General features: G+C 68.0%; 20 protein-coding genes and 1 pseudogene. 4 read left to right on the forward strand and 17 right to left on the reverse strand.

From position 1 onward, the window contains the following. Positions 1-1,025 (reverse strand): PPE family protein (locus tag A5709_RS09315; RefSeq protein WP_156768002.1); only part of this gene is annotated, 1,025 nt, incomplete at its 3' end. Between the two features lie 151 nt (positions 1,026-1,176). Between A5709_RS09315 and A5709_RS28765 the strand changes: the two are divergent. Beyond that, a pseudogene (locus A5709_RS28765) lies at positions 1,177-1,794 on the forward strand (DUF2275 domain-containing protein); the annotation flags it as partial. 180 nt (positions 1,795-1,974) lie between these two features. Further along, a complete protein-coding gene (gene sigC, locus A5709_RS28770) occupies positions 1,975-2,532 on the forward strand; it encodes an RNA polymerase sigma factor SigC (RefSeq protein ID WP_231972004.1) in 558 nt (185 codons plus the stop codon). On the opposite strand, the gene A5709_RS09325 is transcribed toward sigC, so the two are convergent. Genes A5709_RS09325 through A5709_RS09340 form a run of 4 tightly spaced genes read right to left on the reverse strand, consistent with a single transcriptional unit; the run spans position 2,529 to position 5,977 of the window. Further along, positions 2,529-3,257 (reverse strand): cobalt-precorrin-6A reductase, encoded by a 729-nt coding sequence (locus A5709_RS09325; protein ID WP_156673202.1) that lies wholly within the window; start codon positions 3,255-3,257, stop codon positions 2,529-2,531. The genes sigC and A5709_RS09325 overlap by 4 nt on opposite strands. Further along, a complete protein-coding gene (gene cobM / locus A5709_RS09330) occupies positions 3,254-4,009 on the reverse strand; it encodes a precorrin-4 C(11)-methyltransferase (protein WP_067949702.1) in 756 nt (251 codons plus the stop codon). The genes A5709_RS09325 and cobM overlap by 4 nt, the downstream gene beginning before the upstream one ends. Further along, a complete protein-coding gene (locus A5709_RS09335; protein WP_067949666.1) occupies positions 4,006-5,178 on the reverse strand; it encodes a bifunctional cobalt-precorrin-7 (C(5))-methyltransferase/cobalt-precorrin-6B (C(15))-methyltransferase in 1,173 nt (390 codons plus the stop codon). Before A5709_RS09335 ends, cobM begins: the two co-directional genes overlap by 4 nt. 49 nt (positions 5,179-5,227) lie before the next feature. After that, on the reverse strand, positions 5,228-5,977 hold the full coding sequence (locus A5709_RS09340) for an SDR family NAD(P)-dependent oxidoreductase (protein WP_068009429.1): 750 nt from the start codon (positions 5,975-5,977) through the stop codon (positions 5,228-5,230). A gap of 35 nt (positions 5,978-6,012) precedes the next feature. Between A5709_RS09340 and A5709_RS09345 the strand changes: the two genes are divergently transcribed. Further along, positions 6,013-6,426 carry a F420-dependent biliverdin reductase gene (locus A5709_RS09345; protein WP_067949668.1) on the forward strand — a complete coding sequence of 138 codons (414 nt, stop codon included), beginning with the start codon at positions 6,013-6,015 and terminating at the stop codon, positions 6,424-6,426. A 324-nt stretch (positions 6,427-6,750) separates the two neighbouring features. On the opposite strand, the gene A5709_RS27350 is transcribed toward A5709_RS09345, so the two are convergent. The 5 genes from A5709_RS27350 to A5709_RS09365 form a co-directional block, all read right to left on the reverse strand. Further along, complete coding sequence (locus A5709_RS27350; protein ID WP_082953290.1) at positions 6,751-7,014, reverse strand: hypothetical protein; 264 nt, start codon at positions 7,012-7,014, stop codon at positions 6,751-6,753. A gap of 28 nt (positions 7,015-7,042) precedes the next feature. Beyond that, on the reverse strand, positions 7,043-7,561 hold the full coding sequence (locus tag A5709_RS27355) for a TNT antitoxin family protein (RefSeq protein WP_231972002.1): 519 nt from the start codon (positions 7,559-7,561) through the stop codon (positions 7,043-7,045). Further along, entirely contained in the window at positions 7,551-10,646 is a 3,096-nt protein-coding gene (locus A5709_RS29155) for a glycohydrolase toxin TNT-related protein (RefSeq protein ID WP_082973830.1), read from the reverse strand. The genes A5709_RS27355 and A5709_RS29155 overlap by 11 nt, the downstream gene beginning before the upstream one ends. 89 nt (positions 10,647-10,735) lie before the next feature. Then, positions 10,736-12,991 (reverse strand): alpha/beta hydrolase-fold protein, encoded by a 2,256-nt coding sequence (locus tag A5709_RS09360; RefSeq protein ID WP_068119610.1) that lies wholly within the window; start codon positions 12,989-12,991, stop codon positions 10,736-10,738. Positions 12,992-13,026: 35 nt separating this feature from the next. After that, the gene (locus A5709_RS09365) at positions 13,027-14,154 is read right to left on the reverse strand and encodes a Xaa-Pro peptidase family protein (RefSeq protein ID WP_068119616.1); all 1,128 of its coding nucleotides are present in this window, start codon (positions 14,152-14,154) and stop codon (positions 13,027-13,029) included. A 47-nt stretch (positions 14,155-14,201) separates the two neighbouring features. Here A5709_RS09365 and A5709_RS09370 point away from each other — a divergent pair, with 47 nt between their 5' ends. Continuing rightward, complete coding sequence (locus tag A5709_RS09370) at positions 14,202-15,158, forward strand: 5'-3' exonuclease (protein ID WP_067949674.1); 957 nt, start codon at positions 14,202-14,204, stop codon at positions 15,156-15,158. A 4-nt stretch (positions 15,159-15,162) separates the two neighbouring features. On the opposite strand, the gene A5709_RS09375 is transcribed toward A5709_RS09370, so the two are convergent. The 7 genes from A5709_RS09375 to pafA form a co-directional block, all read right to left on the reverse strand. Continuing rightward, positions 15,163-15,921, reverse strand: a complete 759-nt coding sequence (locus A5709_RS09375) for a DUF4333 domain-containing protein (RefSeq protein ID WP_068119619.1) — start codon at positions 15,919-15,921, stop codon at positions 15,163-15,165. A 79-nt stretch (positions 15,922-16,000) separates the two neighbouring features. Then, positions 16,001-18,772 carry an RNA helicase gene (locus A5709_RS09380; protein WP_068119628.1) on the reverse strand — a complete coding sequence of 924 codons (2,772 nt, stop codon included), beginning with the start codon at positions 18,770-18,772 and terminating at the stop codon, positions 16,001-16,003. Positions 18,773-18,791: 19 nt separating this feature from the next. Further along, entirely contained in the window at positions 18,792-19,760 is a 969-nt protein-coding gene (tatC, locus tag A5709_RS09385) for a twin-arginine translocase subunit TatC (RefSeq protein ID WP_156673203.1), read from the reverse strand. A gap of 45 nt (positions 19,761-19,805) precedes the next feature. Then, positions 19,806-20,060 (reverse strand): Sec-independent protein translocase subunit TatA, encoded by a 255-nt coding sequence (gene tatA, locus A5709_RS09390; protein ID WP_067949678.1) that lies wholly within the window; start codon positions 20,058-20,060, stop codon positions 19,806-19,808. Positions 20,061-20,132: 72 nt separating this feature from the next. Next, positions 20,133-21,104: a YafY family protein gene (locus tag A5709_RS09395; RefSeq protein WP_068009455.1), complete on the reverse strand. Its 972-nt coding sequence runs from the start codon at positions 21,102-21,104 to the stop codon at positions 20,133-20,135. Further along, positions 21,101-22,096, reverse strand: a complete 996-nt coding sequence (locus A5709_RS09400; RefSeq protein WP_068009568.1) for a YafY family protein — start codon at positions 22,094-22,096, stop codon at positions 21,101-21,103. Before A5709_RS09400 ends, A5709_RS09395 begins: the two co-directional genes overlap by 4 nt. A gap of 201 nt (positions 22,097-22,297) precedes the next feature. Then, a complete protein-coding gene (pafA, locus tag A5709_RS09405) occupies positions 22,298-23,656 on the reverse strand; it encodes a Pup--protein ligase (protein ID WP_156673204.1) in 1,359 nt (452 codons plus the stop codon). Positions 23,657-23,798: the final 142 nt, after the last annotated feature.

The following is a 23,798-nucleotide window of genomic DNA, read 5'->3' on the forward strand; positions in this document are numbered from 1 at the left end:
GCCGGCGCGGTGCTGATGGTCGGACTCGGCGCGGACGCCATCGGCGCCGGTGCCGGCGCGGCCGCAGGCAGCGGCGCGGGGACCGAGAGCGGGGCCGCGACGCTGACCGCGGTGATTGCCGCCGCCGCTCCCCCTGCCGCGGCGGCGCCCAGGACGGACACGACCATCGGCGCCAGCACCACGGCCATCTGGATCGCGGCCTGCATGAAGGGCCAGAAGATCATCAGCGTGTGGAAAATCGCCCAGCCGAGCGCGCTGGAGAGGGCCGGCGAGAAACCCAGTTGGCCGAAGAAGGACGCCAGGCCGTTGACGAACGGCACCGGCGGGAACGGCCAGCCACCGGGATTGAGGTCTTTGGAAACCGGCCACGCGAAATTCTTGGTGTACTGCTGCAGCCACGCCGTGAGCTGGTCCTGCCAGGACGGATAGGTCTGCGTCGCCTGGGTGTCGGCGGCCTGCACGCTCGCGACGCTCGCCTCCGCGCCCGGAGTGACGATCGCCGGTGCCGGCGCGGTGACGGGAACCGCCGCGAGGGCGGATGCACTGACCGCTTGGTAGGTGGTCATGGTCGTGGCCGCTTGCACCCACATGCGCGCATAGTCGGCTTCGTTCACGGCGATGGGGATGGTGTTGATGCCGAAGAAATTCGTCGCCACCAGCGCCGCGTGGGTCGCATGGTTGGCGGCGAGCTCGGGCATCGTCGGCATAGCGGCCAGTGCCGCGGTGTAAGCGCCGGCCGCCGTCTCGTGCAGCGCGGCCGCGGTGGTGCTGTTGGCGGAGCTTTCAAGCAGCCAGCCCAGGTACGGAGCGTGGGCCGCGACGTACTGTTCGGCGCTGGGGCCCTCCCATGCTCCGCCCTGCACGGCGCCCAGCAGGCCGGTGAGTTCGTCTGCCGCCTCGGCGTATTGAGTGCCCATCTCCGACCACGTCGCGGCCGCGGCGAGCAGTGGCCCCGGTCCGGGGCCGCTGCTGAGCAAGGTCGAGTGCACCTCAGGCGGGAATGCGATCCAGATCGGGGCGGTCATCGTCGGTGGCCTTCGGGCACGAACACGAATACCTCTTCGGTGAATGTCGGGGCTGTTGACGTTCAGTGGTCGGTTTGCCGGACGGTTTAGTTCCCGCCGTTTGATTTCCCTGGTCTTTGCGCGCGGACCGGGCATGCGCAACGATGCAGGGATGCGGTGTGACGCGGCGCGTGAGGCGCTTTCGGCTCGACTGGACGGCGAACGTCCCCAGGTGCTCGCGCAGCAGGTCGACGCCCATCTCGAGTCGTGCCGGCGTTGCCGCTCCTGGCTCATCGGCGCCGCGGCTCAGACTCGCCGGCTGGCCACGGTCGAGCCGGCCGACGGGCCCGACCTGGTCGCGAAGATCATGGCCAGCATCGGCGAGGAGTCGTCGGGACACCAGCGTCGGATGCGTTGGCTGCGTTCGCACTACCGGCGGTGGGGCCTGATCGCCGTCGGTCTATTCCAGGTCGCGATCGCCGCCGCCCAGATCAGCGGCATCGATTTCGGGATGGTGTCGAGCCACATGCACGGCGCGATGTCCGGTGAGCACCTGATGCACGAGTCCACCGCCTGGTTGCTGGCCCTGGGCCTGGCGATGGTCGCCGCGGGCGTCTGGCCCGTCACCGCAATTGGGGTGGCGGCGATTACGGGCGTCTATTCGGTCGCGCTGTTGGGATACGTCGTCGTCGACGCCTTCGCGGGCGACGTCACGGCAACGCGGATCGCCAGCCACATGCCCTTGCTGTTGGGCCTCGCGTTCGCGCTGCTGGTGGCGCGGGAACGGGTCCGATCGGACAGAGCCGGCGTCTCCGACACGTCGGACGACGCCGGATGGCCCGCCGACTCCCCGGTTGCCCGGCGACGTGGTCACCTCTGGCCGATCAACCGGGCCGCCCTCGACCCCGCCGCCGCGCCTACGACAGGCCGTCGTAGACTCAGTCAGCCCGCGAAACAAAGGTGGTTCGCCATGATCGCGCCCAGCGATGACGAGGCCGTTACCGAGCTCGCGTTGGCCGCCGCGCGTGGGAATGATCGGGCGCTAGAGAGTTTCATCAAAGCCACCCAGCAAGATGTATGGCGGTTTGTCACCTACCTGTCGGACGCGGGCAGCGCCGACGACCTCACCCAGGAAACGTTCCTGCGCGCGATCGGCGCCATCGAACGGTTCTCCGGACGGTCAAGTGCCCGAACCTGGCTGCTTTCCATTGCGCGCCGCGTCGTGGCGGACCACATCCGTCACGTGCAGTCGCGACCGCGCGCCGCCCTCGGGGCCGACCCGGAACACGTTCTGCGCGGTGACCGCCACGCCCGTGGTTTCGAAGACCTGGTCGAGGTCACGACAATGATCGCGAGCCTCACCCCCGAGCAACGGGAAGCCTTGTTGCTCACCCAATTGCTCGGGCTGCCCTACGCCGACGCCGCCGCGGTGTGCGGGTGCCCGGTGGGCACCATTCGGTCCCGCGTCGCGCGCGCCCGTGACGCGCTGCTGGCCGCCGACGCCGAGCGCGACGACCTGACTGGTTAGCCCAAAGCCGCTACCCAGTCGGCGGCCTGTTCGACGGTGCCGACCGCCGCCACCCCGGCCGGCAGCACCGGTCGCGCCACCATCACCACCGGAATGCCCACTGCCGCAGCGGCATCCAGCTTCGCCCGCGTCATCTGCCCGCCGCTGTTCTTCGTGACCACGGCGTCGATGCGGTGTTCCCGCAACAGCGCGAGCTCGCCGTCGTAGCGATACGGGCCACGGGACAGCACCAATCGGTGGCGGCGCGGCAGCGACGCGGGGTCGGGCTCGGTGACCGCGCGGATCAGAAACCATGCGTCGCTGCCCGCGAACGCCCGCGCCCCCGAGCGTCCCGTAGTGAGAAAAACGCGCGAGTATGCTTGCTGCGCAACGGTTTTTGCCGCCTCGATATCCGACTCGACAACCGTCGCGTCGCCGGGGTCCCACGCCGGGCGGGCCAGGACCAGATGCGGGATCCGCAAATCAGCGCAGACTTCGGCGGCGTGTGCTGTGATCGTCGCCGCGAACGGGTGGGTCGCGTCGATGACGGCGTCGATGCGTTCGTCAAGCAGCCAGCGCCGGAGCCCGTCGACGCCGCCGAATCCGCCGATGCGGACCGGGCCGACCGGCAGCGCGGGGTCGGGCACCCGGCCGGCCAGGGAGCTGACGATGTCGACGCGTGGGTGCAGTGCCTTCGCCAGCGCACGACCTTCGGCCGTGCCGCCGAGCAGCAGCACCCGCATCAATGCCTACTCCCCCGCGATCGCCCGGTCGAATACAGATAGCTGTCGGCGAATCCCTCGGCGGCCAGCACGTCGCCGACGACGATCACGGCGGTCTTGGTGATGTTGTCCCGGTGCATCCGCTCGGCGATGTCAGCGAGCGTGCCGCGCAGCACCACCTCTTGCGGCCAGCTGGCGAAAGCGACGACGGCAGCAGGCGTTTCGGGTCGGTAGCCGCCTTCGATGAGCTGCGGGACGATCGCGTCGATCTGGGCTGCGGCCAGGTGCAGGACCAGCGTGGCGCCGGATCGGGCGAGCACGGTCAAGTCTTCACCGGGCGGCATGGCCGTCGACAGGGTGGCGACCCGGCTCAAGGTTACGGTCTGCGCAACGCCGGGAACAGTGAGCTCGCGTTTGAGCGCGGCCGCCGCCGCGGCGAAAGATGGCACGCCGGGAACGATTTCGTAGTCGATGCCCAGCGCGTCGAGCCGGCGGCATTGCTCGGCCAGCGCGCTGTAGAGCGACGGGTCACCGGAATGCAGCCGGGCCACGTCGTGGCCGCCGACGTCGGCGTCGCGCAGTTCGGTGATGATCTGCTCCAGCGTCAGCGGGCCGGTGTCAATGACTTTCGCCCCGGGTGGGCACAGGGCCAACAGGTCGTCGGGCATGATCGAACCCGCATACAGGCACACCGGGCATCGCTCGAGGAGCCGCTGGCCGCGGACGGTGATCAGGTCCGCCGCGCCCGGACCCGCACCGATGAAATACACGGTCATGTCGTCACCGTCCACTGGGTGACCGGCATCTGCGGGCGCCATCCGGTGAAGCCCCCGAGCGGTTCGCCCCGATAGTGCTGGAAGCGTCGCAGGTGACCTCCCAGGCGCGAATATGATTGCACCACAGCCGCTTCGGATTCCGCGGTAACCGCATTGACGACGAGGCGACCGCCGGTGGGCAAGTGGTCGAGGCACGCGTCGAGCAGGCCGGGTTGGGTGAGGCCGCCGCCGATGAAGATGGCCGCCGGCGGCTCGAGCCCGTCGAATGCCTCCGGGGCGTGGCCACGGACATCGATGTTGACGCCGAAAGCCGCTGCGTTGTAACCGATGTTCCGGCAGCGTTGTTCGTCACGTTCGAATGCGACGGCGCTGCAACCGCTCCAGCTCAAACACCACTCGACGCCGATGCTGCCCGAGCCCGCCCCGACGTCCCAGAGCCGCTCGCCCGGGCGTGGGGCCAGCGCCGCGAGCGTCACCGCGCGGATGCCGTGCTTGGTGATCTGCCCGTCGTGGAGGAATGCGTCGTCGGGCAGGGGCGAGAGGCGTTCGTCGGGCAGGTACCGGATGGCGATGACGTTGAGGTCGTCGACGTTCGACGGTGCGCTGTCTGCCCAATGACGTGCGGTGCCGTCACGACGGTGTTCGGTTGGGCCGCCGAGGTTTTCCAGGACGGTGAACTCGGAGTCACCGCGCCCATGCGCTTCGAGCAGCGCGGCGAGTTCGCTCGGCGTGGCTGCGCTCTTCGACAGCACGATGGCCTGGCCGCCGCGGCGGACCGCGGTGTGCGGCGGCGCGGTGACCAGACTGACCACCTCCGTGTCGTGGAGGTTCCAGCCCATCCGCGCGCACGCCAGCGTCACCGACGACACGTGCGGCAACACCCGGACTTGTTCGGTGCCGTAGAGCCGCATCAGCGTGCCCCCGATGCCGTGCAGGAGGGGGTCGCCGCTGGCCACCACGTGGACGTCTTCGGCGTGGCGGTCTCGCAGGGCCTGCAGGGCGGGCAGCATCGGGGACGGCCACTGCCGGCGCGGCGCGGCGATGGTGTCGTCGAGCAGGTCGAGTTGTCGTTTCGACCCGTAAATCACCGTCGCCCTTCGTAATTCACGACGCGACGTTTCCGCGAGGCCCGCAATTCCGTCGGCTCCGATGCCGACCACGATGATCATGAGCGCCGCTCCTCCGCATCGCTTCGCTCTGCATCGTCACCGGCGCGGATCATCGCGGCATCCTGCGCCAGATGAACTGCGGTAGCAGCCGCATCACGGCAGCGGCGGGCCCCAGCGCCCAAGGGATCCACACGGTGCGGCGGCCCTTCGCCAGCGCACGCGCGGTGGCCTTGGCCACCTGCGCGGGGGTACTGGACAGCGGGGCGGGCGTCATCCCCTCCGTCATGCGCCCGATCACGAACCCTGGGCGAGCGATCAGCAGCCGAACGCCCGTGCCGTGCAGAGCGTCGGCCAGGCCGCTGGCGAAGCCGTCCAGGCCGGCCTTGGCCGAGCCGTAGACGTAGTTGGCGCGGCGCACCCGCGCGCCGGCGATCGAGGAGAACACCACGAGTCGGCCCCGCCCGGCCGTGCGCATCGCGGTGGCCAAGTGGGTGAGCATGCTGACCTGGGCGACGTAATCGGTGTGCACGATGGCCACCGCGTGCGCGGCGTCGGTCTCGGCGCGGGCCTGGTCGCCGAGGATCCCGAACGCCAGCACGGCCGTGGCGATGGGGCCGTGTTCGGCGACGAGCGCGTCGACCAGCGGACCGTGCGACGCCAGGTCGTCGGCGTCAAACTCCACGGTGTGCACCGCCGTCGCGCCGGCTGCTTTGAGCGCAGTGATCTGCTCGTCGAGTTGATCGGCCCTGCGTGCCGCCAGCACCACCGGCGCCCCGGCCGCTAGGAGGCGCGCGAGCTCGATGCCGATCTCGCTGCGTCCGCCCAGGATTAGTACTGGTCCTGCGCCCGTGTCGTCCACGGCTGCGATTATTGCCTGCGCTAGCGTGGGCGGTGATGGCGAATACCACTACCCGGCTCACCGACGATGCGCTGGCGTTTCTGTCCGAACGGCATCTGGCCATGCTGACCACGCTGCGAGCCGACAATTCGCCCCATGTGGTGGCGGTGGGTTTCACCTTCGACCCCAAGACGCACATCGCGCGGGTCATCACCACTGGCGGCTCGCAGAAGGCGGTGAACGCCGACCGCGGCGGGGTGGCGGTGCTCAGTCAGGTGGACGGCGCGCGGTGGCTGTCGCTGGAGGGCCGGTCCACGGTGAACAGCGACGGCGACGCCGTCCGCGATGCCGAGCTGCGGTACGCCCAGCGCTATCGCACCCCGCGCCCCAACCCGCGGCGGGTGGTCATCGAGGTGCGGGTGGAGCGAGTGCTGGGGTCTTCGGGATTGCTGGACCGGGGCGAGACGTAACGGGTTTGCGATTGGTTACCTCGCCCGGCCATAACGCGGAATCCGCTTAGCCACCTTTTCTCCGAGGGTCGTACTCGGTCCCTGAAATGTCATCCCAGAACTTTGGCGAGACGTCCGTCACCCTGTCGCCAGGAGCAACAGCGTTTACTTTCTGCTCAAATTCATCGAAACCCCTGCGCGCCTCCGCCAACTCCTCTTCTGTCGGCGGAGTCACGCCAGCTTCTTGTGGAGTAGAGAAGATCTTCCCGGCGATTTTCCGGCTCATTACTCCGATTCCGCCTTTCTACGGCCCTCTCGGCGCACGTTCAGTCTTGTCCTACGCCGTTAGACAGGTGTTCCCCGGTTACTGCCGGGCCTTTGGAGAAGCAGGTCATCGTGCTCTCCTTTGCGGCACCCCTCTATGAACTCGATTGCGGCCCGCCGGTCGTCCAGAAAGCGACAGTATTGGTCCGACGTAAGTCGATAATACTCTTCATAATCGACAATGCCGTTGCTGACCGGTATTGACGCGTAGTAGCCGCCGGAGATCGATTCAACACCTATAGAGTATTTATCTTCCAGTGAGAAATATGTGTCGTCGAATTTCATCGCCGTCTTCCTAATTTAAGATCCCGTTTCACGTCTGATGGGCGAACAGCGGACCACCATCGGGATTGAGAAAAGACTTTTCTATGCCTTCTACTGGTACATCCACATAATGTGATAGCTCAACTAACCTATCATCTGCAGAAATTGCTATCGTTGCCCCTCCTGGACCTATGAGTGCATCCCGCTCGCGATCCAGGAAAGCAGTCTTTCCGAGCGTATATTTTTGGACTAATTCATCCCGCATGAAAGGCTTCTGAACGTGGGGCAAACCGCGATGTTTGCGCACTGCGTTGCCAAAGTGGCCGTAAAGGTACTTTTCGATAAGCTCGATGGTCAGCGCTGCCAGATGAAAACTTTCTCTGCCCATGCGGTCGGAAGACGTGATTACAAAATAGCCGTTGACAGCGCTGATGAAATAGCGCCGTTCGCCACCTTTGTTCCAAATCAGGGTCCGGCCATCATCCGTTTCTGATCCTTGCATCACTTCCATCCCGGCGAGCCGTATCCACTCTCGCACGCCGGACGAGATGTCCACATCACCCACCACGCGTCAACACCTTTCCAAGCAATTCCTCGATGGTGCGCGACTCACCCTGAGCATCGAAGATCCGCACCTGCAACGATCCACCACGCTGACCGAGCCCGGGAGCGACCTCTGATACTTCGATTGTCCACTTCTCGGGCAGTTGACTAAGTGTGTATGCGTTATACGGGTCTCGTAGAGAACTCACATGAAGACCGCGCTCCTCCCACGTCGCTGCACGCCCATCCTCCATAACCGCCAGATACGCGCCTTCGTCATCGCCGATACGATCCAGAAGTTCCCCATAATCTCGGACGAATATACGAAGGTTTGAATAAGCGACTCGCGTGCCCGGTACCGCTCCAGCATTCTTGGGGAAATTATACCAATGTTGGCCTTCTGGACCGAGTTTATTGAAGCGCTCCTCGTATTCTTTCTGAGAATAGGCATGACCGTGTGCATCGCGCCCGAATGGGGCTTCGGGATCCTTTATCAGCTTCCTGACTGCCGAGTCTATCTGGCTCATATCTGATGGATCGTACGGGTAATTCCAGTGTTCGGATAAGGGTTCCCCATAATGCGGGTCAAGTGGCTCATCCGACAACCGGTGCCATCCATCACCAGCGGGCTCATGCGAATGCACGGGGTCCTGACGTTCGCCACCCGGAGAATCTGCACTGTGCGGTTCTGCTGGACCCTCACCGTCGGGCGGCCGGCCATCTCCGCGGTCACCGGATGCATCCCCGTCGCCATGCCCTCGCCGACCGCCGCTGTCGTGTGTTTGCCCATCTGTCTTACCGCCGGCCGGATGGCCGTCGCCGGGACCGCTCGATCTTCCGTCATGCGGCGGCTGTCCGTCTGGCGGGCCACCGTCGCCGGGACCGCGCCATCCGCGACCCGGCGCGGGCACCTCGGTGGGGCTGCCGGCCGGGGCGGTGAAATGCGGCGCAGAAGCCGTCGGCGCAGGAGTCATAGGCGCAGCAGAAGCCGCCGGTGCTGGTCTTGGCGGGCTCACACCGACCGGCGCGGGCTCGACCGGGGCACCCGCGTGCGCGAGTTGAAGGCTCGACGGCACACGCTCGGTGGCTATGGCCGGCGGAGCAGACCCAGGTGCGGTAGCCGGAATGGGTTCGCGCCCATCACCCGCGGGCACGGAAAGCGGCTCACGGGGAGGACTGTGCGGCGCAGGCAGCGGGTCATGGGGACTTACCGGAGGAGTCGAGCCCGGTTCGTGCAGGCCACCGCCTGCAGGCGCTGACGCAGGAGACGGGGCCTCAGCTGGCACCGGTAACGGATCATGCGGGCCACCCGCACCCGCCGCCGGAGTCGGCGCAGACTCCGCCGGCGCGAAGAACGGATCGTGAGAATTGCCGCCCGGAGGCGCTGACGCTGGCGCCGGAGCGGCCTCCGGCTCGAGGGGCGGTTCGTGGGCATCACCCGGGCCTGGTGGTGCGGCCGGCGCAGACACCGGCTCGTGCGGACCAGTCCCCGGTCCCGGACCGTCCGGGTGCGTTGGCTCGGGCGCGGCAGTTGGTCCTTCGTGCGCACCAGGTGCAGCGTCGGGCGGGCGTGGCGTCGCCTCCACGGGTGCACCAAGCGGCTTACCGTCTGGCAGCCCCACTGGCGTACCGCCAGTGGGCGGTTTGATTTCCGGCAGATCACCCGCAACGCCTTCGAGGTTCTTGGTCACGTCGCCGCCGGCCTTGGTGATGTCAGTCAGCGCGCCGCGCGCTCCCGCTGCGCCTGCCCCACCGGCACGCCCAGCAGCGCCACCCGCCGCCTCCGCCTCTTCCCCTGCACCACGTGCAGCGGCGCCCGCGCCGTCGGCCGCCGCACCTGCCTCACCGAGGCCCGGGGCTATCAGCGTGAGGCCGTCGAACGCGACTTCCCCGGCGCCCAACCCCGGACGGTCCCTACTCCAATCCTTCGCATGCACAAGGCCTTTCAACTCCTGCAGCCGCGCTTCCGCGAATTCGTGGGGATTGACCGCGGCATTGATCAAGCTTTCTTTCCAGGCGTTTTTCACCAAGCCCGTCCAGGTGGTGGCCGCACCCTGTGGATCTGCGGCGATCCAATGCGGGCTCAGGTCGACGAGGCCCAGCCCCATGCCGACCACACCTTTGAGGACGCCCTCCTGGGCATTGATCCAGGTGTCGGCTATGGTCGCGACGGGGTTACCGACGTCGTCCCCGAGGAATTGGACGAGCCCGCGGCGCGCGTACTTCTCGCACGTGGTGACCGCGCGATCGGCCTCTTGCATGACGAACTTGATCTCGTCCTCGCAGGCCCTGGCTTCCTGGCCAAGATGCTGGAGCACGGCATTGATGTCCTTGACGATCTGTTTGATCTCATCCCAGGCGTCGCCGTCGATGATGAGCATCACATCGTGACCGAGGTCGCCCAGGGACTCGATGCGATGCAACAGATCCCGGATCGCGGTTTGGGCGTGGTCGACCTTATTCGCGAACGTGCCGATGGTGCGGGCCAATGCGTCGCACAGGTCGCCGATAGTCGCTGTCGACGAGCCGATTTCGGTCAACGCGTGGTCGATCTTCTCGCCTTCAGGAATGTGTTGGCCGTCGAACAGCATCTTGGACGCGTTGAGAGTCCCCTTCACACCGGTAGCTGCCGCACCGAAGGCTCGCCAACGAGATGCAGCCGCGCGCAGACCCGCCACGTCGCCGTCGGGCCATGCCTCGAGGACAAACGATTGCACGAGCGCCCACAGCGGTGGAGGCGGCTGGCCGGGCCCCCACGTCCCAGGCGGCCCGGGCGCGGCAAGCTCGGCCGGCGGGGACGGTTGCGTCAAAGCACTGCGTCCGCCGCCCAGCGTCGACGCCGCATCGACGTGGGAGTAGTTCGACGCGCCTTGCTGTATGACAGCCCCGCTTTTCCGGCAGGCGTTGACGGCGGCAGCGGCCGCCTTCAGCACCGACTCGGCCTTCTCCTGATACGTCAAGCCGAACACCTCGCCGGCTCGGTCAACACCGGTGTGGGCCGAAAAGCCGGCCGTCAAGATCGACAGGTTGGCCGCCAGAGAGTCGCCAGCGGCTGCCACCGCGCTACCCGCGGCGTACAAGGCCTCTGGGTCGACGGACAACGGAGCCACGCGCGAAATTCTCGTCGAGACCGCACGCAGGCGCTATTCACCCAATGATGGCTTTGCCAAGCTAGCCGCGCTCACAACGGAGCCACAACTCATTCGTCAACAGCCTGTGCGGCCAACGTGATGCGGTGCCGTCCCACCGCCACCGCCACGGTTCGCCCGGCCGGCTGACCGTCGACTTGGACGCTGGACCCGTCAGGCAGCCCACTCAGCGTGATCCGCGCGGCGGTATCGGTGGCCACCGTGATCGTCGATGCCTGAAGAGCGGCCAGTCCGGCACGCTGGACATCCACCGTGATCCTGGCAACGCCGGTGAGCCGCAGCGTGAGATACGGCAGCGGACCGACCGACGGGCCTGCCCGCCAGTCCAGTTCGCTGTACACGCCCGGGGTCGGGTCGAAGTTCAGGATGAACCCGCGATGATGCCGAACGGTGTGCGTCGGGTCCGGGCGCGCGTACGAACGCGCATCGACTTCGGCGATGGCCCCGCGCCGCGCCGTCACCCCCGGGTCCGCGGTCAGGTCGGACAGCCACCACACCCGATGCGGCCCGATACCCAGGTCGTCGCGCACCAATTGCGGATGCCACGCGTACGTGATGTGTCCCGGATCCGCTTGCCGTAAGTCGGTTTCCATGTGGGCGATCGGGTCTTCGAACTTGTCCTGCAACACCCAGGCGATGTGATCCTCGAGCGGATACACGGTGAAGCGGTGCCGATAGCCCAGCCGGTCGAGTTCGAGCACCTGCTCGGCGGCCGACGGGAACGGCACCAACTCGTCGACCAGCCCGTGGGCTATGACATAGGGCAGCCAGCGCGCGTTCACCAGCAGCTTCCAGGTATCGCCCTCGCGGGCACAGGGCGAGTCCGGGTCGAGGTCGGCCGGGATGTCGACGTCGGGAAGCAGCCGCACCCCGCACGCCGGCGGACCGGCCAGCACGACCGCCTGCGAAAACACTTGCGGATAAGTCAATCCGAACTTGTACGCCGCGTAGCCACCCATCGAGTAGCCCGATATCACGGTGCGATTGGGATCGGTGCCCAGTTGTTCGGCGACGCGCGCCCACACTTCCCAGACGTCGAGTTCTCCGGTATCGAAGTACCACGTCGACGGGCCTCGGGCGAGTGGTGTGACCACCACCGAGTCGCGACCCTCGCATACTTGGTGCAGCAAGCGGGGGTCGATGGCGGCGAATTGGCTCTGCCCGAGGGCGAGCGAATGCAGCAGCAGGGTCAACGGCAGCCTGCGGCCCGGCTTGAAAGTGGACGGCAGGCACACCGAATACGGCTGCACCCGACCGAGGAACTGCGGCTTGGTGCTCAAGATGTCGTCGGCGGCAAGACCCTGGCCCAACTCAACCGAGGACACGTACCACCGGGTCGACGGGCCGGTGATCACCGGCTCGGCATCGGTCTCGCCCGCCGCCAGCCGATCCCACGCCACGGTCACGACGAACTTCGACACGTCGCCGTGGGTCAAGGCCTCGGCCTGGGCGGAATCCGACCAGAAGTTCAGGTGCGGCGGCTCCTGCTCGTTGGTGCGGAACGCGACGTTGTATACGTTGGGTTGCCCGGGCAGCGCGCCATGCTCGGCGGGCACGTCGGCGAACCCGTCACCGGCGGCGTTGGCCAGGCCCGCCGCCAACCGCACCGTCCAGTTGCCGGCCGGCTCCAGCAAGGTCCGCGGCACCTGCGCGAGAAACGTCCGCGATCCCATGTCGACGCTGTGCGGTACCGGCGTCGTGGACTTGTTGGCCAGGTCGATCAGCGCGGCGCCAGAGCCCGAAACGAGCAGGGCCATGTCGATCCCGGCCGAGCGCAGACCCGCCCCGGCGGGCCACTGCTCGGGCGCGGTCCTGGCGGCGCCGGTATCGAAGGTGAACAGCGCGATGGGGACGGACGCGTCCAGCAGCGTGTTCCAGTCGATCCGCCACCACGTATCGGTCGCGGTGAGCCCGATTCCCACACGGAAGATGTCGGCGCCGTTGCGTGCCGCGGGCCCGCCGGGATAGACGTAGGTGCCGCGCGGCGGCGCCTGCACCTTCAGGTCGCCGATCGGCAGGCCGGTCGCGCCGTGGTCGTCGTACAGGAAGTCCGTCCAAAAGAGGGCACCGCCGGCAACGCGGCCGGTGCCACAAGTCCGTGGAAAGTCCTCGCCGAACGGCCATCCCGACGGCGCCGGAAGTCGCGGCTCCGGGCGCAGGGCCGCCGGCGGCACACCCTCGGGCATCCCGCCGGCCACGACGAGCTCAGCCGGTGGCGTGGGTGCCGTCGCCGCGGGATGCACCAGCGTGTCGGCGATGTGGCGTGCGATGCGAAGCGGAAGGAGAGTCAAATCCAGAAGTGACATCAAGCCCAAACGTACGCGCCGGAGAGGTCCGGACGCTAAGCCGCGGGCACCACGATCAGTTCGTGGGGCCGATTGTTGACGGCCAGGCCGCCGTCGTCGGTCACGACGACGATGTCTTCGATACGCGCGCCCCATCGGCCCGGGAAATAGATGCCCGGCTCGATGGAGAAGGCCATGCCCGCGGCCAGCGGCAGGTCGTTGCCCGCGACGATGTAGGGCTCCTCATGCACCGAGAGACCGATACCGTGGCCGGTGCGGTGCACGAAATACTCCGCCAGCCCGGCGTCGGCCAGCACATCCCGGGCGGCCGCGTCGACCTGCTCGGCCGTCACGCCGGGACGGACCGCCTCGACGGCCGCGCGTTGGGCACACTGCAGCACCGAATAATGCCGTGCCACTTCGGAATTCGGCTCACCGATGCTGTAGGTGCGCGTCGAGTCCGAGTGATAGCCGGGCTCGTAGGCCCCGCCGATGTCGACGACGACGATGTCACCGACTTGCAGTTCGCGGTCCGAGTAGCCGTGGTGCGGGTCGGCACTGTGCGGCCCGGAGCCGACGATGATGAACGACACCTCCGAATGCCCTTCGGCGACAATCGCTTCCGCGATGTCGGCAGCCACGTCGGCCTCGGTGCGGCCGGGGACCAAGAACTCCGGCACCCGGGCATGCACGCGATCGATGGCCGCGCCTGCTTTGCGGAGCGCGTCTATTTCGCCCTCCTCCTTGACCATCCGCAGCGTGCGCATCACGTCGGTGGCAAGGACCGGCAGCACCCCGAGCACATCGGCCAGCGGCAGCAGATGCAGGGCCGGCATCGAATCGGTGACGGCGGTCGCCGCCGGACCGCCGCCGAACGTCGCGCCGACCAGTTGGTAAGGGTCGTCCCCGTCGACCCAATCCCGCACCGCGAGACCCAGTTCCGCGATGGCCGACCCCTTGAGCGATGCCAGCTCGAGCCGCGGGACGACCACCGTCGGGTCGCCGGACGCCGGAACAACCAGCGCGGTGAACCGCTCGAGCGTCTGGGCCCGCGACCCGACGAGGTAGCGCAGGTCGTAGCCGGGGGTGATCACCAGCCCGGACAAGCCCGCGTCAGCGGTCGCGGCGGCCGCCGCCGCCAGCCGGCTCGCATACACCCCGGCGCCGAACCGATGAGATTCCATGGCAGCCAGGCTAACCGGTTGGCTTCGGCGCTGGCAGGATAGCCAGCATGTCCGCGCCGCTATTGCTACTCGACGGGGCCAGCATGTGGTTCCGGTCGTATTTCGGGGTGCCGTCCTCGATCACCGCCCCCGATGGCCGGCCCGTCAACGCCGTGCGCGGCTTCATCGACTCGATGGCCGTGGTGATCAACCGGCAACGCCCCAGCCGGCTGGTGGTGTGCCTGGACCTGGATTGGCGACCGCAGTTCCGGGTGGACCTCGTCCCCTCCTACAAGGCGCATCGCGTTGCGCAGCCGGAGCCCGAGGGCGAGCCGGACGTCGAGGAGGTCCCCGACGAGCTGACACCGCAGATCGACATGATCATGGAGCTGTTGGACGCCTTCGGGATCCCGACCGCGGGCGCCGAAGGCTTCGAGGCCGACGATGTGCTCGGCACGCTGGCCGCCCGCGAACGCCGTGACCCGGTGGTGGTGGTCAGCGGCGACCGCGATCTGTTGCAGGTGGTCTCCGACGATCCGGTCCCGGTCCGGGTGCTCTACCTGGGCCGTGGGCTGACCAAGGCCACTTTGTTCGGGCCGCCTGAGGTCGCCGAACACTACGGCGTGCCGGAGCATCGGGCGGGGCCGGCCTATGCCGAATTCGCGCTGATGCGCGGCGATCCCTCCGACGGCCTGCCGGGCGTCCCGGGTGTCGGTGAGAAGACGGCGGCAACCCTGCTGGCTCAGCACGGGTCGCTGGAACGGATCCTGGCGGCCGCCCACGATCCGAAATCGAAGATGGCCAAGGGTTTGCGCTCGAAACTGCTGGGTGCGGCCGACTACATCGAGGCCGCCGGGCAGGTGGTGCGGGTGGCAACCGACGCGCCCGTCAGCCTGTCGACGCCGACCGACGCGCTACCGCTGGTGGCCGACGACCCGCAACGCACCGCGAAGCTGGCGACCAAGCTGGGAGTCGGGTCCTCGATAGCCCGGTTGCAGAAAGCGCTCGACGCGCTGCCGACGTAACCGGCTACTGCGGGCGGCCGACCTCGTAGGTGCCCTTGTTGTCCTGGAACGTCACCGTCACGTGCTTGGGGGCGCCGTCGATGCTGACGTCGCAGTCGAAGGTGGCACCCTTCTTGACGGTGGGATTCTGGCCGTGGTTGCACTTGACGTTCTGGACGTTCTTGGCCCCGTAGCCGTTGGTCTCGTCCGACAGGACCTGCTGCACACCGGTCTGTGCCTTATTGACGTCCAGCTTGGTGGTGACGAAGAACCCGGGCTGCCAGAAGCCGAGTATCAGCACGACCGCGATGAGCAAGAAGGCGATCACGCCGCCCACGCCTGCGATCACGCCGACCGACCGCTTCTTAGCCGGCTGCTGGTCGTACGGCGGGTACTGCTGCGGGTACTGTCCCGGCTGACCGTATTGCCCGGGCTGTCCGTACTGCCCCGGCTGACCGTATTGCCCCGGCTGCTGGTACTGGCCCGGCTGGCCGTACTGCCCCGGCTGCGCGTACTGGCCGGGCTGCGCATATTGCCCGGGCTGCCCGTACTGCCCGGGCTGCTGATAGCCGGGCTGCTGGGGGTATTGCTGCGGGTACGCCTGCTCGGCCGGCTGCTGGTACTGGGGGTAATCGGCGGGCGGCGTGTATGCCGGGGCCTGCCAGGTCGCCTCCTGGCCCGGCTGCTGCTGCCAGGGCGAGCCGACCTGGGTCGGCTCGGAGGACTGGTCGCCAGCTTGGCCGGGCGGTTGCCACTGCTGTTCCGGTCCCTGCGGTCCGCTCATCGTCTCTCCTCAGCCCCTTGTGTCTCGGCACGAATCATCGGCGTGGTGATTTCCGCATCTACGGTAGCTTCGGCTCAGCCTACCCGGCGTCAACAGCGACGACGCCGCGCCGAACGTCATTGATGGCGCGCTTGGCGACGGCACGTAACTCCGGGTCAGGGGCGGCGTTGCGCACCTGGTCCAGCAGATCGAGCACCTGGCGGCACCAGCGCACGAAGTCCCCCGCCAACAGCGGCGAGCCGGTGCCGACCGGGTCGACGGCCGCCAGCGCGGCGGCCAGGTCGCCGGTCTTGGCCCAGCGGTAGATGACGTTGACGAAGCCGTCGTCGGGCTCCCGGCTGGGCGCGAGCCGGTGCGTCTGCTCGTCGGTGCGCAGCGCATACGACAGTCGCGACGTTTGCTGCAGCGCCTGCCGCACTCGCTGGCTGGGCGCCTCGGCGGCGAACGCCGCCCCCGGGCCCTCACCACCCCTGCTCTCGTACAGCACCGCCGACACCACCGCGGCCAGCTCGGCGGGCTTCAGATCGGCCCACGCGCCGGTGCGCAGGCATTCGGCGACCAGGAGGTCGCTCTCGCTGTAGATGCGGGCCAGCAGCCGGCCATCGTCGGTGACGTGCGGATCGGTGTCAGGGCCCTGAATGAAGCCGCGCTCGGTGAGCAGACCGACGATCCGGTCGAACGTCCGGGCCAGCGAATTGGTCGCCGCGGCAACCTTTTTCTCCAATTGGGCGTTGTCCCGCTCGATGCGCAGGTAGCGCTCGGCCTGCCGGACTTGGGCCTCCAGGCCGGCGTTGTTGTGCGACGGGTGCCGCCGAAGGTCCTCCCGCAACGACGCCAGCTCGGGGTCGTGGAAGCCGTCATGGTCGCCGCGGCCACTGCGCCGCCTCGCCGGAACGGCCAATCCGGCGGCCGCCGACCGCAGCGCCGACGCCAGGTCGCGACGGACGCGCGGCTGGCGGTGCTCGACCCTCTTCGGCAACGGCATCGAACCGACCGGGGCCGCCGCTCCCGAGTAGTCGGCCGTCGAAATCCGCCCCGCCCAGCGGTTTTCGGTGAGCACCAACGGGCGCGGGTCGTCGCCGTCGCGGGCCGATTCCAACACCACCGCCAGCCCGCCGCGCCGGCCGTGGGTGATGTTGATGATGTCCCCGCGCCGCAGCGCGGCCAGCGCGTCACTGGCCGCCTGCCGCCGCTGCAGCCGCGACGCGCGGGACTGCGCGCGCTCCATCTCGGTGATGCGCGCGCGCAGCCGGGCGTAGTCGAGGATCGGCGCCTTCGGCCCGCCCAGCTCGGCGGCGATCTCGCCGAGCATCGCGTTGCCGCGCTCGATACCGCGGACCAGGCCGACGACCGAGCGGTCGGCCTGATACTGGGCAAAAGACTGCTCCAGCAGCCGATGGGCCTGCTCGGGACCCATCTGTTGCACCAGGTTGATCGTCATGTTGTACGACGGTGCGAACGAGCTGCGCAGCGGGAAGGTGCGGGTGGAAGCCAAGCCCGCGACCGCGGACGGTTCGGTGTTTTCTTCGGTGGGATTCCAGAGCACCACCGCGTGGCCCTCGACGTCGATGCCGCGCCGCCCGGCGCGCCCGGTGAGCTGCGTGTACTCCCCCGGCGTCAGCGGCATGTGCTGCTCGCCGTTGAACTTCACCAGCCGTTCGAGCACCACCGTGCGGGCGGGCATGTTGATGCCGAGCGCCAGGGTCTCGGTGGCGAACACCGCCTTGACCAGCCCGGCGGTGAACAGCTCCTCGACCGTGTGCCGGAAGACCGGCAACATCCCGGCGTGGTGGGCCGCCAGACCGCGCATCAGCCCTTCGCGCCACTCGTAGTAGCCGAGCACCGCCAGGTCGGCGTCGGCAAGATCACCGCACCGGTGCTCGATCACCTCGGCGATCTGCGCACGCTCTTCCTCGGTGGTCAGCCGGAGCGGCGAACGTAGGCACTGCTGGACGGCGGCGTCGCAGCCGGCGCGGGAGAACACGAACGTGATCGCCGGCAGCAGCCCCTCGGAGTCCAGCGTCGCGATCACGTCCGCCCGGCCGGGCGGACGATAGAAGCGCGGCCGGCCCGGCGCACCGCGTCCGCCGCGCCCACGCCGCGGTTGCCAGTCCGACATCCGGTCCGCCTCGCGGCGGTGCGCGATGTGGCGCACCAGGTCCGGGTTGACGCGCGGCTCGCGGATGGCCGTTGGCTGCTCGCCGGCGTCCGGGTTTCGGTAGTCGAACAGGTCGAAAAGCCGCTTGCCCACCAAGACGTGCTGCCACAGCGGCACCGGCCGATGCTCGTCGACCACCACGGTGGTGTCGCCCCGCACCGTCTGGATCCAGCCGCCGAATTCTTCGGCGTTGCTCACCGTCGCCGACAGGCTGACCACTCGCACCTCGTCGGGCAGGTGCAGGATCACTTCCTCCCATACCGGCCCGCGCATCCGGTCGGCCAGGAAATGCACCTCGTCCATCACCACGTAGGAAAGCCCTTGCAGCGCCGGCGAATTGGCGTAGAGCATGTTGCGCAGCACCTCGGTGGTCATCACCACCACGGGAGCGTCGGCGTTCACCGACATGTCGCCGGTGAGCAAGCCGATCCGGTCGCGGCCGTAGCGCGCGGTCAGGTCGGTGTGCTTTTGATTGCTCAGCGCCTTGAGCGGCGTCGTGTAGAAGCACTTGCCGCCCGCGGCCAGCGCCAGGTGCACGGCGAATTCGCCCACCACCGTCTTGCCGGCCCCGGTCGGCGCGCAGACCAGCACGCCGTGACCGCGCTCCAGCGCGGCGCACGCCCGCTGCTGAAAGTTGTCCAGCGCAAAGGGCAATTCCGCGGTGAACCGGGTCAGCTCGACGAGCTCCGTCAAGTCCTGTGGCACCGACGGTTTAGGTGACATCGTCATGCTGGCCGGCGGTGAACGACGGCTCCCGCGCCGACTCGTGTATCGGTGCGGGCGCCTCGATGACCGATGCCTCGTCGTCCGGGATCACCGCCTGGGCTTCGCGTTTGGCCTTCCGTCTGTCGTGCAGGCGGGCGATCTGGATGGCGAGCTCGAGGAGCACCGAGAGCGCCACGCCGAGGGCGGTCATCGAAAACGGGTCGGAGCCGGGGGTGAAGACAGCCGCGAACACGAACATCGCGAAAATCAGGCCGCGCCGCCAGGACTTGAGCCGCTCGTAGGGCAGCACCCCCGTCATGTTGAGCATGACGATCAGCAGCGGGAACTCGAAGCTGACCCCGAACACCACCAACAGGTTGATCAGGAATCCGAAGTACCGGTCCCCGGACAGCGCGGTCACCTGAACGTCGCTACCGACGGTCAGCAAGAAGCCCAGCGCCTTGGACAACACGAAGTACGCCAGCACCGCACCCGCGACGAACAGCACCGCCGCCGGGACCACGAATCCAACCGCGAACCGGCGCTCCTTCTGGTACAGCCCCGGCGTGATGAACGCCCACAGCTCGTAGAACCACACCGGGCAGGCCAGCACCACCCCGGCGGTCAGCCCGACCTTGAGCCGCAACATGAACTGGTCGAAGGGGGCCGTCGCCAACAGTCGGCACTGACCGTCGGCGCTGATGCTCGCGCGCGCGGACTGGGGCAGCGAACAGTAAGGATGGCGCAGCCACTCGCCAAGGCTTTCCAGCCCGAAGATCGAATGCGAGTACCAGACGAACCCGAAGATCGTGGTGACCAGGATGGCGGCCAGCGAGAGGAGCAACCGGGTGCGCAGCTCCGTGAGGTGGTCGACGAGCGACATCGTCGCGTCGGGATTGGTGCGGCTGCGCCTGTTACGCGGATTGAGGCGCTTCAGCACGCCGGCAGTGCGCGCTGAAACCTTGAAAACTTTCACGACGCTCGTTCAGTGGCGTTCGGGCACCGCGACGATGACGGCGGGCTAGGCCGGGCGTGCTTCGGAGTGCCCCTGCTCGGTGGCCGCCGGCGGCTCCACCCGCTGGGACTGCACAGGCTGAGGGGTCTCGATGGAAGGCGCTTCGGTCTTGCCTTCGCTCTGCATTTCGCGCATCTCGGACTTGAAGATGCGCATCGATTTGCCCAACGAACGTGCTGCATCGGGGAGCTTCTTGGCACCAAAAAGCAGGATCACCACCACAGCGAGGATCGCCCAGTGCCACGGACTAAGACTGCCCACTTTGATTACCTCCAGACGTCTACCCGATGCTACCGCAGTGCGGCGGTCCGCCGGGCCGCCCGCGCCGTGACCTCAGCGGCTTAGCGCCTGATAGGACTCACACGCCGCGGCCGCCGCATCCCGGACACGTCTCGCGAGTGACTCCGGTTCAAGCACCCGCACGTCCGACCCGAAGCCCAGCACCAGGCGCGTCATCCAGTCCTCGGAGGCGTACGTCATCACCGCGTCGCAGGACCCGTCCGGCAACTCCCGCACCTCGCGCATCGGGTAGTACTCGAACATCCACGACGCCGAGGGCGCGACCCGCAGCCTGGCCGACGGCAGTGCCGGATCTCCGTCGAACAGCGATGTGTCCGGCGGCGCCTGCAGCGCCAATTCGGGCGGCGCCGCCGGCTCGTCCAGTTCCGTCGCATCCACGATCCGGTCGAAGCGGAACAGCCGCACCCCGTCCGCCTCCCGTGACCAAGCCTCCAGGTAGCTGTGGCCACCGATCAGCAGCACCCGGATGGGATCGACGATCCGGCTGGTCAGGGTGTCGTGCGACGCGGAGTAATAGTCGATGGCCAGCGCGCGTTTGTGCTGCACCGCCGTGCGGACCGCGGCCGCGGCGCGGCTCTCCACGGGCGCGGGCTCGTCTGCCGCTGCCACCGAGCCGGTGACGTCGTGCCCGATGGCGCCGGCCGCGGCCTCGATCTTGGCGATCGCGCTGCGCGCCGCCTCCGGGTCGACGACTCCCGGGATGTCGGCGAGCGCCCGCAGCGCCACCAGCAGTCCGGTGGCCTCCGGCGAGGTGAGCTTGAGCGGCCGGTCGATGCCCGCGGAGAACGTCACTTCGATGGTGTCGCCGGAGAACTGGAAGTCGATCAGGTCACCCGGGTAGTAGCCGGGCAGGCCGCACATCCAGAGCTGGTTGAGGTCCTCTTCCAGTTGTTTGGCGGATACCCCCAGGTCGGCGGCCGCCTTGGCCCGGGTGACCCGCGGGTTGGCCTGGAAATACGGCACCATGTTGAGCAGCCGGATCAATCGCGTGGATATGGGAGTCATGGGTGGTTCGCCTCCTCCACGTGGGCGCGCAGCCGCGCCAGCACGTCCTCACGCAGCGACGGTGGCTCGAGCACGACGGCGTCGGCCCCGTAGCCGGCGATGTCGCGCGCCAACCGGTCGCTTGATCCGATGTCGATCTCGACCACGTCGCCGTCGCGGCCGCCCAGCTGTCGCCTGCCGGTGGGCGTCCCGGCGCGCCGCAGCGCGGTGGCCCGACCGTCGGCGACCCACACCCGCGCCCGCCCGCCGGTCGGGATTTCGGCCACCGTGCGGGCGACGATCTGGCGCAGGTCCACGTCCTCGGGCACGACGACGACCCCGGGCGGGCCGATCGGCTTGACCTCGGCGCCGATCCGCGACAGCCGAAAGGTGCGAGTGGCGTCGCGGTCGCGGTCGTGGCCCACCAGATACCAGCGACCCTTCTGGGTGACGACGCCCCACGGTTCCACGGTGCGCACGCTGTACGGCTCGGCCCGCGACGGCCGGTGCGGGAACTGCACCGCCTGCCGAGAATCGATGGCCGACAAGAGGACTCCGAGCACCTCCTCCGACCCGCGCAGCCCGGGCACGCCGGCCGGGGAGGCGATGGCCACCGGTGCGTCCGGGTCGACGTCCACCCCGGCGGCACGCAGCTTGAGCAACGCGCCCTGGGTGGCGGTGATCAGTTCGGGCGACTCCCACAGTTGCGTCGCGACGGCTACCGCGGCCGCCTCGTCCGAAGTCAGCTCGACGGCCGGCAGCGAGTAGGCGTCGCGGTTGATGCGGTAGCCCTCGGTGGGCTCCTGGGCCGACGCCCTGCCGACCTCCAGCGGTATGCCCAGGTCGCGCAGCTCGTTCTTGTCGCGCTCGAACATGCGGGAGAACGCCTCGGCGCTGGGACTGTCCGAGTAACCGGCCACGCTGGACCTGATCTTCTCCGCACTGATGTAGCCGCGGGTGGACAGCAGGGCGATGACGAGATTGACCAACCGCTCGACTTTCGAGGTCGCCATTCGCACCAGGTTATAGCCGGCGCTCGCGTCGCGCCTGCACCGGCTGGCGAGTCGCAGCATTAACAATCGTCACATCAGTCACGAGTTCGTGGGGATCACCGGCTCGCAGAATTTGATAGCGCCCGCGATATCAAAATTGTGGCTTCGATTATCGGTGGAGACGAGCGACTGGTGTGACAGCTGTGACCGGAAGCGGTCGAGCTACATGCTGGCGATCAGCCGCTTGACCCGCTCGTCGACCGCCCGGAAGGGGTCCTTGCACAACACGGTGCGCTGCGCCTGGTCGTTGAGCTTGAGGTGCACCCAGTCGACGGTGAAGTCGCGGCCCGCGGCCTGGGCGGCGCTGATGAACTCGCCGCGCAGCCGGGCGCGGGTGGTCTGCGGCGGATGGTCGACCGCCTCCGTGATTTCCTCGTCGGTGGTCACGCGCGCCGCAAGGCCCTTGCGTTGCAGCAGGTCGAACACGCCGCGGCCGCGCTTGATGTCGTGATAGGCGAGGTCCAGCTGGGCGATCTTGGGGTCGGACAGCTCCATGTTGTAGCGGTCCTGATAGCGCTGGAACAGCTTGCGCTTGATCACCCAGTCGATTTCGGTGTCGACCTTGGCGAAGTCCTGGCTCTCGACGGCATCGAGCTGGCGCCCCCACAGGTCCACGACCTGCTCGATCTGGGCGTTGGGCTCCCGGGTCTGCAGGTGTTCGACGGCGCGGCTGTAGTACTCGCGCTGGATGTCCAGCGCGCTGGCCTGACGCCCGCCGGCCAGCCGCACCGGCCGCCGGCCGGTGACGTCGTGGCTGACCTCCCGGATGGCGCGGATGGGATTGTCCAGCGAGAAGTCGCGGAAGGGGACGCCGGCCTCGATCATTTCCAGCACCAGGGCCGCGGTGCCCACCTTCAGCATGGTGGTGGTCTCGCACATGTTGGAGTCGCCGACGATCACGTGCAGGCGCCGGTACTTCTCGGCGTCGGCGTGCGGCTCGTCGCGGGTGTTGATGATCGGCCGGCTGCGGGTGGTGGCCGAGGAGACGCCCTCCCAGATGTGCTCGGCACGTTGGGAAAGGCAGAACGTCGCCGCCTTGGGGGTTTGCAGCACCTTGCCGGCCCCGCAGATCAGCTGGCGGGTGACCAGGAATGGCAGCAACACATCGGAGATCCGGGAGAACTCGCCGGCCCGCACGATCAGGTAATTCTCGTGGCAGCCGTAGGAGTTGCCCGCCGAATCGGTGTTGTTCTTGAACAGGTAGATATCGCCGCCGATGCCCTCGTCGGCGAGCCGCTGCTCGGCGTCGATGAGCAGGTCTTCCAGCACCCATTCGCCGGCCCGGTCGTGGGTGACCAGCTGCACCAGGCTGTCGCACTCGGCCGTCGCGTATTCGGGGTGGCTGCCCACGTCGAGATACAGGCGGGCACCGTTGCGGAGGAAAACGTTGGAGCTGCGCCCCCAGGACACGACGCGCCGGAAGAGATAACGGGCGACCTCGTCCGGGGACAGGCGGCGATGGCCGTGGAAGGTGCAGGTGACACCGAACTCGGTCTCGATGCCCATAATTCGTCGCTGCACGTAATCGAGGGTACTGGTTGTCTCACCGGGAGGGCACGGAAGCCGCGCCTATGGGTCCCGACGAGTTTCGCGCGGCCCGCTAAAGCGTCTCCCGAGGGCTCACCCGCACCCTGGGCACCAGCGGTCCCAAAACCGCACCGGT

This window comes from Mycobacterium sp. E1386 (genome assembly GCF_001672745.1).
Lineage (GTDB): Bacteria > Actinomycetota > Actinomycetes > Mycobacteriales > Mycobacteriaceae > Mycobacterium.